The organism is Paucibacter sp. PLA-PC-4 (genome assembly GCF_026241155.1).
Classification (GTDB): domain Bacteria; phylum Pseudomonadota; class Gammaproteobacteria; order Burkholderiales; family Burkholderiaceae_C; genus Roseateles_E.
In genome coordinates this window covers 189285-202687 of the sequence record NZ_JAPFGP010000012.1, presented here as the reverse complement: position 1 = coordinate 202687, position 13403 = coordinate 189285, and the positions used below count along the sequence as shown (strand labels likewise).

At 66.2% G+C, this 13403-nt stretch carries 14 protein-coding genes and 1 tRNA gene; 10 read left to right on the top strand and 5 right to left on the bottom strand.

Features of this window, described 5'->3' with window-relative positions:
• The 7 genes from narH to OOZ63_RS19045 form a co-directional block, all read left to right on the top strand.
• Positions 1–1058: nitrate reductase subunit beta (narH, locus tag OOZ63_RS19075; RefSeq protein WP_266007175.1), on the top strand; the 1058-nt coding region annotated here is incomplete at its 5' end.
• A 10-nt stretch (positions 1059–1068) separates the two neighbouring features.
• The gene (gene narJ / locus OOZ63_RS19070; RefSeq protein ID WP_266007174.1) at positions 1069–1761 is read left to right on the top strand and encodes a nitrate reductase molybdenum cofactor assembly chaperone; all 693 of its coding nucleotides are present in this window, start codon (positions 1069–1071) and stop codon (positions 1759–1761) included.
• A complete protein-coding gene (gene narI, locus OOZ63_RS19065; RefSeq protein ID WP_266007173.1) occupies positions 1758–2483 on the top strand; it encodes a respiratory nitrate reductase subunit gamma in 726 nt (241 codons plus the stop codon). Before narJ ends, narI begins: the two co-directional genes overlap by 4 nt.
• A gap of 15 nt (positions 2484–2498) precedes the next feature.
• Positions 2499–3344 carry a peptidylprolyl isomerase gene (locus tag OOZ63_RS19060; RefSeq protein WP_266007172.1) on the top strand — a complete coding sequence of 282 codons (846 nt, stop codon included), beginning with the start codon at positions 2499–2501 and terminating at the stop codon, positions 3342–3344.
• Positions 3345–3353: 9 nt separating this feature from the next.
• Positions 3354–4055, top strand: coding sequence for a carbonic anhydrase (locus OOZ63_RS19055; RefSeq protein ID WP_266007171.1), 702 nt, complete (start codon positions 3354–3356; stop codon positions 4053–4055).
• An 11-nt stretch (positions 4056–4066) separates the two neighbouring features.
• Complete coding sequence (locus tag OOZ63_RS19050; RefSeq protein ID WP_266007170.1) at positions 4067–5269, top strand: NnrS family protein; 1203 nt, start codon at positions 4067–4069, stop codon at positions 5267–5269.
• A 10-nt stretch (positions 5270–5279) separates the two neighbouring features.
• Positions 5280–5678 (top strand): SirB2 family protein, encoded by a 399-nt coding sequence (locus OOZ63_RS19045; protein ID WP_266007169.1) that lies wholly within the window; start codon positions 5280–5282, stop codon positions 5676–5678.
• A 100-nt stretch (positions 5679–5778) separates the two neighbouring features.
• On the opposite strand, the gene OOZ63_RS19040 is transcribed toward OOZ63_RS19045, so the two are convergent.
• From OOZ63_RS19040 to OOZ63_RS19030, 3 genes are all read right to left on the bottom strand, one after another.
• Positions 5779–5855: transfer RNA gene (locus OOZ63_RS19040), tRNA-Val, on the bottom strand.
• Positions 5856–5916: 61 nt separating this feature from the next.
• Positions 5917–8145, bottom strand: coding sequence for a RelA/SpoT family protein (locus tag OOZ63_RS19035; protein ID WP_266007168.1), 2229 nt, complete (start codon positions 8143–8145; stop codon positions 5917–5919).
• Between the two features lie 2 nt (positions 8146–8147).
• Positions 8148–9020 (bottom strand): alpha/beta fold hydrolase, encoded by an 873-nt coding sequence (locus tag OOZ63_RS19030; RefSeq protein ID WP_266007167.1) that lies wholly within the window; start codon positions 9018–9020, stop codon positions 8148–8150.
• Positions 9021–9071: 51 nt separating this feature from the next.
• On the opposite strand from OOZ63_RS19030, the gene OOZ63_RS19025 reads away from it, so the two are divergent.
• Positions 9072–9842 (top strand): 3-hydroxybutyrate dehydrogenase, encoded by a 771-nt coding sequence (locus OOZ63_RS19025; RefSeq protein ID WP_266007166.1) that lies wholly within the window; start codon positions 9072–9074, stop codon positions 9840–9842.
• 94 nt (positions 9843–9936) lie between these two features.
• Here OOZ63_RS19025 and OOZ63_RS19020 read toward each other — a convergent pair whose 3' ends face one another.
• Positions 9937–10641 (bottom strand): SIMPL domain-containing protein, encoded by a 705-nt coding sequence (locus tag OOZ63_RS19020; protein ID WP_266007165.1) that lies wholly within the window; start codon positions 10639–10641, stop codon positions 9937–9939.
• A 154-nt stretch (positions 10642–10795) separates the two neighbouring features.
• Here OOZ63_RS19020 and ompR point away from each other — a divergent pair, with 154 nt between their 5' ends.
• Positions 10796–11530 (top strand): two-component system response regulator OmpR, encoded by a 735-nt coding sequence (gene ompR, locus OOZ63_RS19015; RefSeq protein WP_266007164.1) that lies wholly within the window; start codon positions 10796–10798, stop codon positions 11528–11530.
• A gap of 13 nt (positions 11531–11543) precedes the next feature.
• Positions 11544–12866 (top strand): ATP-binding protein, encoded by a 1323-nt coding sequence (locus OOZ63_RS19010; RefSeq protein WP_266007163.1) that lies wholly within the window; start codon positions 11544–11546, stop codon positions 12864–12866.
• Here OOZ63_RS19010 and ispF read toward each other — a convergent pair.
• Positions 12844–13347 carry a 2-C-methyl-D-erythritol 2,4-cyclodiphosphate synthase gene (ispF, locus tag OOZ63_RS19005; protein ID WP_323055768.1) on the bottom strand — a complete coding sequence of 168 codons (504 nt, stop codon included), beginning with the start codon at positions 13345–13347 and terminating at the stop codon, positions 12844–12846. The genes OOZ63_RS19010 and ispF overlap by 23 nt on opposite strands.
• Between the last annotated feature and the right edge of the window lie 56 nt (positions 13348–13403).

Below are 13403 nucleotides of genomic sequence, written 5' to 3'. Positions count from 1 at the left end.
ACTTCGAACAGGTTCAAAAGGACATCTACGGCCAGTTCGAGAATACCTTCATGATGTACCTGCCCCGGCTGTGCGAGCACTGCCTGAACCCGGCCTGTGTGGCCTCCTGCCCCTCGGGCTCGATCTATAAGCGCGAGGAGGACGGCATCGTGCTGATCGATCAGGACAAGTGCCGCGGCTGGCGCATGTGCGTCTCAGGCTGTCCCTACAAGAAGATCTACTACAACTGGCAAAGCGGTAAGGCAGAGAAGTGCATCTTCTGCTATCCCCGGATCGAGGCGGGTCAGCCCACCGTCTGCTCGGAGACCTGCGTAGGCCGCATCCGCTATCTGGGCGTGCTGCTGTATGACGCCGACCGCATCCAGGAAGCCGCCAGCGTCAAGGACGACAAGGACCTCTATCGCGCCCAGCTCGACATCTTCCTCGACCCGCACGACCCGGCCGTGCAGGCCCAGGCGCGCAAGGACGGCATTCCCGAAGCCTGGCTTGAATCGGCGAAGAAGAGCCCGGTCTACAAGATGGCCGTTGACTGGAAGGTCGCCCTGCCCCTTCATCCCGAGTACCGCACCCTGCCGATGGTCTGGTATGTGCCGCCGCTCTCGCCGATCAGCGCCGCAGCCAACGCCGGCCAGATTCCGAGCAGCGGCATCAATGGCGAGATCCCCGACGTCAAGCAGCTGCGCATTCCCGTGCAGTACCTGGCTAATCTGCTGACCGCTGGCGATGTGGCACCGGTCGAGCGAGCGCTGGAGCGCATGCTGGCGATGCGCGCCTACCAGCGCGGCAAACATGTGGACGGCATCGAGAACAAGGCGGTGCTGGACCAAGTGGGGCTCTTGAGACACGAGGTCGAGGACATGTACCAGACCATGGCCATCGCCAACTACGAGGACCGCTTCGTGATCCCGAGCACCCATCGTGAGTACGCAGAGAACGCCTACGACCTGCGCGGCGGCTGCGGCTTCAGTTTCGGCAACGGCTGCTCGGAAGGCGAAAGCAATGTCAGCCTGTTCGGCGGCGACAAGAAGCGCACGATTCCGATCAAGGCCACGCTGTGAGGGCACTGACATGAACAAAGACAACTCCCCGATGTCCCGGTCCTGCCGCGTGCTGGCCCGCCTGCTGGACTATCCGCACGCCCAGATGCGCGCGGCCCTGCCCGAGCTGCATGCGGCGCTGCGCGACGAAGCCGCACTCAGCACGCAGCGCCTGGAGGAACTGAAGGCGCTCATCGGCACGCTTGAGCATGGTGATGCCTATGCCGTTGAGGGCCGCTACGTCGACAGCTTCGACCGCGGCCGCGCGACCAGCCTGCATATGTTCGAGCATGTGCACGGCGACTCGCGCGACCGGGGCCCGGCCCTGGTCGACCTGGCCCAGACCTATGAGGCCGGCGGTATGTTCTTCGATGCCAGCGAACTGCCCGACTACCTCCCGGTGGTGCTGGAGTTCGCTTCGACCCAGCCGCCCGCCACCGCCCGCGCATTTCTCGGCGAGATGGCCCACATCCTGAACACCATCCACAGCGGCCTGATCAAGCACGAGAACCCATACGCAGCGGCGATCGGCGCGGTGCTGGAGCTGGCCGGCGAGAAGCCGCAGGCAGTGCCGATCAGCACCGACGAGCCGCTCGACGAGGCCTGGGTCGAACCACCCGCCTTCGATGGTTGCAGCAGCAAGGGCCAGAGCCGCCCCGGCGCGCCGCAGCCCATCCACATCATCAAGAAAAACACCCCCATGAACCCAGGAGTGCGTCCATGAACTCGCTCGCCAACCCACTTGACTACGCCTTGTTCGGCATCTACCCCTATATCTGCGTGGCCGTCTTTTTGCTTGGCAGTCTCTTGCGCTTTGATCGCGACCAGTACAGCTGGAAGAGTGATTCCTCGCAGCTCTTGCGCACAGGTTCGCTGCGCTGGGGCAGCAATCTCTTCCATGTCGGCATCCTGGTGCTGTTCTTTGGCCACACGGTCGGCATGCTGACGCCGCACTTCCTCTACGAGCCCCTGATGAGTGCCGGCGCCAAGCAGCTGATGGCGATGATCGTCGGCGGCGTCGCCGGTCTGCTCGGCTTCATCGGCCTGAGTCTGCTGCTTCACCGCCGCCTGACGGATCCGCGCATACGGCGCAACAGCAAGCCCAGCGACATCGCGCTGCTGGCCCTGCTGTGGCTGCAGTTGCTGCTGGGACTGGCCACGATACCGCTTTCGGCCCAGCATCTGGACGGCGGCATGATGATGGCGCTGGCCGAATGGGCGCAGCGCATCGTCACCTTCCGCGGTGGCGCGGTCGAGCTACTGGCCGGGGCCTCCTGGGTCTTCAAGCTGCACATGTTCTTGGGCATGACAGTGTTCCTGGTCTTCCCATTCACCCGCCTGGTCCATGTCTGGAGCGGTTTCGGCACGCTGGCCTACCTGGTGCGCCCCTATCAGATGGTGCGCACCCGGCATTTGAATCTGCCGCCGGGCCACAAGCAGCACTGAGCACAGGAGAAGAAGATGAGCACACAGCAACACGGATGTGGGAGCGGCAGCTGCGGCTGTGGTGCCAAGAGCACGGCAGCCGCCACGCACACGCCGGAGACCGCGATGATCAACGGCGTGCCGCTGCACGCCGACGCCGAGCTCGTCGCGCAGGACGACCTGCGCCAGCGGGCCTACAGCGAGCTTCTGCGCCAGGCCGCACAGCGCGCAGGCCTGCTGGCCGTGGGTGACGTGGCGGCACTGGACGGACTGCTCAGCGAGGCCGCGTCGGCCGCCATCGAGCAGTTGCTGGAGCGCGAGCTGCGCTTGCCCGAGCCTGACGAGACTGCTTGCCGCCGATTTTTCCAGGCCCATGCCGCGCGATTCGCGATCGGTGAGCGCGTCCAGGCACGGCACATCCTGTTCGCTGTCACCGAAGGCATGGACGTCGCCGCGTTGCGCCAGCGCGCCGAGGGCCTGCTGGTTTCGCTGCGCTGTGTCGATGCCGAGGCCTTCGCGCAAGCGGCCGGTGAGTTCTCGAACTGCCCCAGCGGCGCCGAGGGTGGCAAGCTGGGCTGGCTGACGCGCGACGACTGCGCGCCCGAGTTCGGCGCCGCCTTGTTCGCGCAGGACGAGGCCAGCACACACATCGGTGTGCTGCCGCGCCTGATCAGTACCCGCTTCGGCTTCCATATCGTCCGCGTTGAAGCGCGTGATCCCGGTCAGCGCCAGGGCTTCGAGGCTGTGCAAACCGCGATTGCCCAGACCCTGCGTCAGCAAGCCTATGTGACGGCCCTGCGCCAGTACCTGAACCTACTGGCCGGCGCTGCCCGCGTCGAGGGCATGGCACTCGAGGGCGCCGATTCGCCCTTGCTTCAGTAGCCGCCGACCATGCCCGACGAACTGCTGTCGCGGCTGCGGCGTTTCAATACCGACTTCTTTCCGCAGTACCAGGCTCGCTTCAAGGACCTGGTCGAACAAGGACAGCACCCGAGCACCCTGTTCATCGGCTGCTCGGACTCACGCCTGGTGCCCCATATGCTGACCGGCTCGGGGCCGGGCGAGCTGTTTTTGGTGCGCAATGTCGGTGCCTTCGTGCCGCCATACGACGGCTCCCAGGGGCTTCACGGCACGGCCGCTGCCATCGAGTACGCCGTGCTGGCCCTGAACGTGCAGCACATCATCGTCTGCGGCCACAGCCATTGCGGCGGCATCCGAGCGCTCTATGGCGAGGTGCCGGCCGAGGCGCCCAATCTGCGCGCTTGGCTGGAGCTGGGCCGCGAGGCCGTCTTGCCGGTACAGCTGTCCGACGAGGCGCTGCGTCGCACCGAGGAGCGCTCGGTCGTGCTGCAACTGGAGCGACTGATGGACTATCCGATGGTACGCGCCAGGGTCGAACGCCGCGAGCTGGCCCTGCATGGTTGGCACTATGTGATCGAAGCCGGCGAGGTCCATGTATTCGACGTCAATGCCGGCGGGTTCGTGCCTGCCTCGCGCGCGCTGCACAGCGGCACCGGCCCCTATGCCGATGCCGATGCCGATCAGGGCGCCTTTTTCAACGAGATCGACCCGGCCTGGGCACCCAGGCGCTGAAAGCTCCGCCGATGACAAAGCCCATCGAGATCCATCGGGCAAGCAGACCCGCCCCACCAGCAGACTCGGCCTTCGCCCTTTGGCAACTCGGTTTCCGTCCCTTCTACCTGCTGGCCAGCGGCTTCGCTGCGTTGTCTATCATGCTGTGGGCCGTGCAGTTCGCCGGGCTGCTGGGATCGCTTGCCTATCTGCAAGGGCCGCTGTGGCATGCACACGAGATGCTGTTCGGCTTCACCCTGGCCGTCGTCGTAGGATTTCTGTTCACCGCCGGCCGCAACTGGAGCAATCGCCCGACGCCCACCGGTGTCGCGCTGGCTGCCCTGGCCGGGCTGTGGCTGGCCGGGCGTGTGCTGGTGCTAACGCCCTGGGGCTGGGCTGCGGCGCTGGTCAATATCGCCTTCCCGCTGCTGGCCACGATCGCGCTGGCCGTGCCCTTCATCGCCGCCCGCAACCGCCGCAACTACTTCTTCATCGCCTTGCTGGCGCTGCTGACGGTGGCCCAGGCCGGCGTGCATCTGAGCCAGCTGGGCCTGCTGCAGTTGCCGGGCTGGGTCGGCATCCAGCTGGGGCTAGATGTCGTGCTCTTCATCATGGCGGTGATGGCCGGCCGCGTGATCCCCATGTTCACCAACAACGGCGTGCCCGGCGCCAACGCGACGCGCCGGCCCTGGCTGGAACAGGCCGCGCTGGGCAGCACGCTGGCGCTGCTGGCCGGCGACGGGCTGGGGCTGGCCGGCCTGCCGCTGGCTCTGCTGGCCGGCGTCTGCTCGGCCGCGCATCTGGCGCGCTGGCTGCTGTGGCAACCGCTGAAGACCCTGCACACGCCACTGGTCTGGGTGCTGCACCTGGCCTATGTATGGATCCCGCTGCATCTGCTGCTGCGCGGCCTCGCGGCGATGGGCCTGCTGGCCCCGACGCTGGCGACCCACGCGCTGACCCTGGGTGCGATCGGCGGGTTGATCATCGGCATGATGACACGCACCGCGCTGGGCCACACCGGCCGGCTGCTGCGGGCGACTCGGGGCGACGTGGTCAGCTATGCGCTGGTGGCCGCCGCAGCCGTGGTCCGCGTCGGCTGGCCGCTGCTGGCGCCGGCGCAGACCGTCCACGCGGTACTGCTGTCGGCCGCGCTGTGGTCGGCTGGCTTCGCGCTCTACACGCTGCGCTATTGGCCCATCCTGACCCGTGCGCGCATCGATGGCCGACCGGGCTGAGAATCCGGCCATGGACTACCTGACGGTCAAGACCCTGCACCAAGGCGCCGTGCTGCTTTCGGTCAGCGGTTTCTTCGCGCGCGGCCTGGGTGTCTTGCTGGGCGCCAGCTGGATCGGCAGCCGATCGGCCAAGACTCTGCCCCATCTGGTCGACTCGGTACTGCTGCTGTCGGCGCTCGCGCTTGCCTGGATGCTGCGCCTGTCGCCGCTCGATGCGCCCTGGCTGCTGGCCAAGATTCTCGGCCTGCTGCTCTATATCGCGCTGGGCATGCTGGCGCTGAAACCAGGCCGCCCACTGACGTTGCGCGCGGCTGCCTGGCTCGCAGCGCTGGTAACCGTGGGCTGGATCGCCTCGGTCGCAATCAGCAAGAACCCACTGGGTTGGCTGGCCGGCTTGGGGTCGACCTAGCGCGAGGGGCAGCGCCGGCGGCCTATTGCTCGCCTCAGCTCGGAAAAACAAAAAGCACCTGGCAGTGTTGCTACCAGGTGCTTTTGTTTCCTACCGTATTTGGTAGGCGCGATTGGATTCGAACCAACGACCCCCACCATGTCAAGGTGGTGCTCTAACCAACTGAGCTACGCGCCTGAAGAGCTTCGCACTATAGCATGGAATTTTGAGTCTTTCAAACCCTCGCCGTATTTCGCGCTTATTTTCTCCTTGCGCTGCGCACGCCGTTGACTTGGGCCACGCTGCGCAGCACCTGGGCCAGGCGGCCGGAATCGGCCACCTCGACGGTCAGGCTCATCCAGGCGGTCTCGCCCTTGGCCACCTTCAAGGATTGTGTGTTGACCGCAGTCACGTTCATCTTCTCCTTGGCCAGTACCTCCAGCACATCGCGCAACAGGCCCTGGCGGTCACTCGATTCGATGATCACGTCGACCGGGTAGAGCGCGCCCTTCTCGGGAGTCTCGCCCCAGGCCACTGCGATCACACGCTCGGGCGCGCGCTGCGCCATCTGGCGAAAGTTGCTGCAGTCGCTGCGATGGATGGCCACGCCCTTGCCGCGCGTGACATAGCCGCCGATGCCGTCGGGCGGCGCCGGCCGGCAGCAGCGCGCCAAACTGGTCAGCAGCGAGTCGACACCGACCACCAGCACGCCACCCTTGGGTGCTGAGCTGCCCGCCTTGGTCCGGCGCTGCACCAGCATCTCGTCGGTATCGGGTTCGGGCGCCGGCGGGCGCAGCAGGTTCTCGATATTGCGCAGCGAGTACTCGTCCTTGCCCACCACCTCGAACAAGGCATCGGCATTCTTGAAGCCCAGGCGCGCGGCCAGATCCTCCAGCTTGGTGGCCGTCTTGCCCTCGCGCTGCAAAAGCTTCTCGACCAGCTCGCGCCCCTTGGCAATAGTCTGTGCCTGGGCCAGCGCATTGAACCAGGCGCGCACCTTGGTGCGCGAGCGCTGGCTTTGCAGATAGCCCAACTCCGGGTTGAGCCAATCGAGCGAGGGCCCGCCCTCTTTGAGCGCAGTGATCTCGACAGTCTGCCCGCTTTGCAGCCTGGTGTTCAGCGGCACCATCTGGCCATCGATCTTGGCACCCCGGCAGCGGTGACCCAGATCGGTGTGAACAGCGTAGGCGAAATCGATCGGCGTCGCATCCCTGACCAACTCGACGATGGTGGCCTGAGGCGTGAACACATAGATGCGGTCGTCGAACACCGGCTGCGCGCCGGGCGCATCGCCTTCGACGAAATCACGCTCCCAGGCCAGCAGTTGGTGCAGCACCGCCTTGCGCGCAGCCGCCACCTGCTCTTCGAACTCGCCGGCCGCCGTCACGCCGGCATAGCCTCTCGCGCCTGCCTCCTTGTAAGCCCAATGCGCCGCCACGCCGTGTTCTGCATGCTCGTGCATCGCACGCGTGCGGATCTGCACCTCCATCGGTCGCTCATCCGGCCCCAGCACGACGGTGTGCAGACTTTGATAGCCGTTCGGCTTGGGCTTGGCGATGTAGTCGTCGAACTCGCCGGCCACCGGCACGAAGCGCTCGTGCAGCAGGCTCAGGCAAGCGTAGCAATCGCTGACATCGGGCACGATGACTCTGAGCGCGCGCAGATCGAAGACCCGGTCCAACTCCAGGCTCTTGCCCTGCATCTTCTTCCAGATGCTGTAGAGATGCTTGGGCCGGCCCTGCACCTCCGCCTGCAGGCCGTGGATCGCCAGATCGGCCTGCAACGCCACGCGTGCGGCCTCGATTCGCTGCTCGCGCTCGACGCGCTTCTCGTCCAGCGCGCGAGCCAGCCCCTTGTAGGCCTCGGGTTGCAGAAAGCGAAAGGACAAATCCTCCAGCTCCCACTTGATTTGCCAGATGCCCAGCCGGTTGGCAAGCGGTGCGAATACCTGCTGCGACTCGGCCGCGACGGCCTGCGAGCATTCGGTCTTGGTGGCCGCGAAATAGCGCAGGGTCTGCAGCCGCGAGGCCAGGCGCAGCAGCACCACGCGCAGATCGCGCGAGAACGCCAACAGCATCTTGCGCACCCGCTCGGTCTGCTGCTGGCGCTGCTCCTCGCCCTTGAGCGCGCCCTGCGCCTCGCGGGCCGCACGCTGCAATTGCACCAGCTTGCGCGTGTGCGTCACCAGGCTGGCATAGCTGTCGCCAAAAGCCTTGGCGACGATGTCCTCGGGCCTGTTCAAATAGTCGCCGGCATAGACCAGATAAGAGGCCGCCTGCATGGCCGGCGCCGCACCGATACCAGCCAGTATCGCGGCCACGCCATCAGCATGGGCCAGCGCGTCCTCGCCGGTATCCAACGGCTGGCCGGCCAGCAGCGGCTCGGCAAAGGCGCGGGCGCGCACCACTGCGGCCTGGCCCTCGCCGGTGTCGGCCAGCGCGACGATGGGCGCGGCCTGCTCCGCTCTTGCGGGCAATCCTGTCTTCATAACTACGTGAGGAAGTGCTGCACCAGGGCGATCTGATCGGCAGCCACCAGGGTCGGCGCATGGCCGACACCGGGAAATTCATGCAAGAGCGCACGGGGGCCGCGCTGCGTCATCGCCTGGGCGGTCGCACGCGACAAGAGATCGGACTCTGCCCCGCGCAGCAGCAGGGTTGGGCAGCGCAGCGCGTCATAGGCCTGCCATAGCGCCGCCTCGCCGGCCGCCGCCAACGCCGGCGTCAACGCAGCAAAGGGCTCGGCGATGCGCGGGTCGTAGTGAAGGCGCACGCCGCCGCCCTCGCCTTGACCTTCGGGTCTGAACATCGGCCGCGACAAGGCCAGCCACTCGGCCTCGCTGTGCGGCCCGAAGCCCGCAGAGATTTCGCGCAGATGGGCGACGCCTTGCGCCAAGCTATCAAATCGCATGCGCTGGCCCAAATAGCTGCCGATGCGCTCCAGCGCCGCATACTCGATGGTCGGGCCCACATCATTGAGCACCAGGCGCCGCACTGGGCTGTCAGGCAACGCCGCCAGGCCCAGGCCAATCAGGCCGCCCATCGAGGTGCCGACCCAATCGACTTCGGCCACATCCAGCCGCGCCAGCAGGGTCACCATATCGGCCACGTAGACCGGCACCTGGTAGAGCGCCGCATTGGGCCTGTGGTCAGACTCGCCACGCCCCATCACATCGGGGCAGATGACACGGTAGCGCTGGCTCAGGCCGCTGGCCAGCACATCGAAATCGCGCCCCTGGCGGCTCAGGCCATGGACGCAGACCACCACGAGAGGGTTGTCGCGCGCGCCCCACTCCCAGTAAGCCATGCGATGCAGGCCGGCGCTGCTCAGGCATTGCACATGGTTCAGGCGCGGTTCGGGCATTTGTTTTGGGTATCCTTTGCAGGCATCCTAACAACCCCCGAGGAATTCCCCATGTTGAAAGGCAAAACCGCCTTGGTCACCGGCTCCACCAGCGGAATCGGTCTGGGCATCGCGCTGACCCTGGCGCGCCAGGGTGTGAACATCGTGCTGAACGGCTTCGGCGATGCCGAGGGGCCAAAGGCCGAGGTGGCGGCGCTGGGTGTCAAGGTCGGATATCACGGTGCAGACATGAGCAAGGCCGGCGAGATCGAAGCGATGATGGCCTACATCGAAGCCGAGTTCGGTGGCTGCGACATCCTGGTCAACAACGCCGGCATCCAGCATGTGGCCGCCGTCGAGGAGTTCCCGGTCGAGCGCTGGGACGCCATCATCGCGATCAATCTCACTTCGGCCTTTCATACCACTCGCCTGGCTCTCCCCGGCATGAAGGCCAGAGGCTGGGGCCGCATCATCAACGTTGCCTCCACCCACGGCCTGGTGGCCTCGGCGCAGAAGTCGGCCTATGTGGCAGCCAAGCACGGCATCGTCGGCTTCACGAAGAGCGTCGCACTGGAAACCGCCACGACCGGCGTGACCGTCAACGCGATCTGCCCGGGCTGGGTGCTGACGCCGCTGGTTCAAAAGCAGGTCGATGCCCGCGCTGGCGCCGACGGCATCAGCATCGACGAGGCCAAGAAGCGGCTGCTGGCCGAGAAGCAGCCTTCGCTGCAGTTCACGACACCAGAGGAGCTGGGCGAACTGGCTGTATTCATGTGTTCGGATGCCGCAGCGAACGTGCGCGGCCAAGCCTGGGCCATGGACGGGGGCTGGACCGCGCAGTGATGGCTCCCCTCGTTCGATGAGTGCATCGAACGATCCTCCTAGGCAAGCGCGGGCCGGATTGAGCCGGCCCGGCTATCGGGCCGCCCAGCTCCGTCTATTTGGTCATCACAACCACGCCGTTGACCGAGACGCTGACCGTCGCCTTGCCAGCCTCGACCGGCAGCGCCTCATCGGCCATGCCGGCGGCCTTCATGCGCATCATCGAGGGCGCAGCCATCGGCATCGGCCCGGAGTCGGCCGTGTTGACGCTGACTTCGCCGATCTGATAGCCGGAGAAACCGAACTGGCGGGCATAGTCGGCCGCGCGCAACTTGTAGCGTGCGATCGCCTGAGCCACGACCTCGCCCTCGACCTTCTCGCGCGCCTCGCGCGACAGGCTGTAGCCGACGCGGGCAATGCTCATCGTCGCGATGCGGCCGCTCAGCTGGGCGATCGCCGCCGTGTCCTTGCCCTCGACCTGCAGCTCGGCCGTACCCTGCCACCCATTGATCTGGCCGGTCTTGGGCGCATAGCGCGGATACAGCGCGAAGTTCCCGGTCTGCACCTCAACCTGGCCCGGCTTGGCAATCTTGCGCGCCTCGGCCAGTGCGGCGTCCAGCGCCTGCTTCAGTGCGATCTGCACCTGGACCGCGTCGCTGCCCTCCTTGGTGCTGGTGAAGCTGACGCCCAGCACATCGCGGGTCACTTCCTGGCTCGCCGTGGCACTCAAGTTCAACGCGTTTTGTCGCGGTGCCTCGGCCTGCGCCAGCACGGGCGCCAGGGTCATCAAGGCCAGTGCGGCCATGGTTTTGCGTGTCATCGATCTCCCTCAATCAGTTGGTGAACCCTGAGCTTAGCGGTGCGTGCCACCCATCCGTTGACAAGGAAACATCTGCTCACAGTCCGCACGGCCAAAGATGTAACAGCGGGCCAAAGCCCTGCAAAATGCCGCTGTTACAAATTCAGGAGTGGCCATGAACACCAGTGCCCAGAACAGGCCCAATCGCATTTTGGTCGTTGACGATGACGCGCGAATTCGCGATCTGCTGCGCCGCTATCTGACCCAGGAAGGCTTTGAAGTCCTGCTGGCCGAGGACGGCAAGGCACTCAACAAGCAGTTGACACGCGAGACCGTGGACCTGATGGTGCTGGACCTGATGCTGCCCGGCGAGGACGGCCTGTCGATCTGCCGACGCCTGCGCGCCGCCAATGACAACACCCCCATCATCATGCTGACCGCCAAGGTCGAAGAGGTGGACCGCATCGTCGGCCTCGAAGTCGGCGCCGACGACTATCTGAGCAAGCCTTTCAATCCGCGCGAACTGCTGGCCCGCATCAATGCGGTCCTGCGCCGCCGCCCGGCGATGGAGGCGCCCGGCGCCCCGTCCAAGGAGCCGATGACGGTGAGCTTCGGACCTTTCGAGTTCGATCTGGCGATGCGCCGGCTGTCGAAGAATGGCGAGGCGCTGCCGCTGACCACCGGCGAGTTCTCGATGCTCAAGGCCCTGGTGCGCCATCCGCGTCAGCCGCTGAGCCGCGACAAGCTGGCCCAACTGGCGCGCGGCCGCGAGTTCGAGCCTTTCGACCGCAGCTTGGACGTGCAGATCTCACGTCTGCGCAAGCTGCTGGAAGCCGACCCGGCCCAGCCGCGCTACATCCAGACCGTCTGGGGAGTCGGCTATGTCTTCGTGCCCGATGATGTGAACTGAGCGGGCGTCGTCGATGTCGCGTCCGCATCTCGCGCTGAACCTGTTTTGGCGCACTTTTGCGCTGCTGGCCCTGCTGCTGGTCGGCGGTGTGATGGCCTGGCAGCAGACCTTCAAGGCCCTTGAGGCCGAGCCGCGCGCGCTCGAATCGGCCCAGCAGCTGGCCGGCCTGGTCAACCTCAGCCGCGCCTCGCTGGCCAATGCCGATGCGATCAACCGGGTCGCGGTGATCAGCTCGATCGCGCGCAGCGAGACGGTACGGGTGCGCGTGGCCGAGCAGCACGATCGCTGGCAGCCCTATGACACCAGCCCTTTTGCCAAGCGTCTGGCCGCCGAGCTGCGCGGGCGGCTGGGCATAGACACCGTGGTGGCCCGCAGCGTCAACGGGGACGATGGGCTATGGGTGCGCTTTAGCATCGACCGCGACAGCTACTGGCTGCAGACCAGCCCGGCCCCGCTGTCGGTGACGCTGAGCAGCAACTGGTGGTGGATTGTGATTGCGCTGGTGGCCACGGTGCTGGGCTCGGCCACGATCGCGCGACTGATCAACCAGCCGCTGCGCGAACTCTCGATTGCGGCGGGCCGCATTCGCGAGGGCGAGTACGACTCGCGCCTGGACGAAAGCACCCGCACCAGCGAGATTCGCGAGGTCAATATGGGCTTCAACCGCATGGCCCGCGAGCTGGCCAAGATGGAGGAAGACCGCACCGTGATGCTGGCCGGCATCTCGCATGACCTGCGCACGCCGCTGGCGCGTCTGCGGCTGGAGGCCGAGATGAGTGTCAGCGACGAGTTGGCGCGCCAGTACATGGTGCAGGACATCGATCAGCTCGATGCCATCATCAACAAGTTCATGGACTACGCCCGGCCCAGCGAGCTGCAGTTGCAGCCGCTGAACCTGGTCGAGCTGGTCGAGCGCGAGGCGCAGGCCTTCCGTGACCCCGCACAGCTGCGCATCGGCATCTTCATCCCGCCGGCCCTGAAGGTCTGGGCCGACGAGACCGAGCTGGGCCGCGTGCTGCTGAACATCTTCGAGAACGCGCGCCGCTACGGCCACGGACCCGACGAAGCGGCCTGGGTCGAGGTCAGCGCCGAGCAAGAAGGTAACTCGGTACTGCTGAAGGTGCGCGACCACGGCCCCGGCGTGCCGCCGGACAAGCTGGCGCGGCTGACCACACCCTTTTTCCGTGGCGATGCGGCCCGCACCGCAGCCACCGGTGCAGGCCTGGGCCTGGCCATCGTCGAGAAATCGCTGCAGCGCATCGGCGGCCAGCTGGCACTGAGCAATGCCCAGGGCGGCGGCCTGCTGACCCAGATCAGGCTGCAGCGGGCGAGTTAGCCTGAAGCAGGCAAACGGCGCGCGCCTCGATGGCCCGGCCTTCGCCCACCGGCCCCATCTTCTCGGCCGTCTTGGCCTTCACATTGATCTGGTCCATCTCGATGCCCAGCACCTCGGCAAGGCGAGCCCGCATCGCCGGGATGTGCGGCGCCATCTTGGGCGCCTGGGCGACGATGGTGCTGTCCAGGTTGACGATCTCCCAGCCGGCCGCGCGCACCCGGGCGTAGGCCTCGGCCAACAGCACCATTGAGTCCGCGCCCTTGAATTCGGCCGCGGTGTCGGGAAAGAGCTTGCCGATATCGCCCAGCGCGGCCGCACCCAGCAGCGCGTCGGTGAGCGCATGGGCCAGCGCGTCGGCGTCGGAGTGGCCCAACAGGCCGTGGCTGTGCGGGATGGTGACGCCGCCCAGGATCAGGGGGCGGTCAAAGACGAGGGCGTGGGTGTCCCAGCCTTCACCGATGCGGAACATAATGCGGGCCATTTTGGGCGGCTCTCAAGCGAAGAGGACGGAGAGCTTAGCGTGCTTTGCGCGCGCCC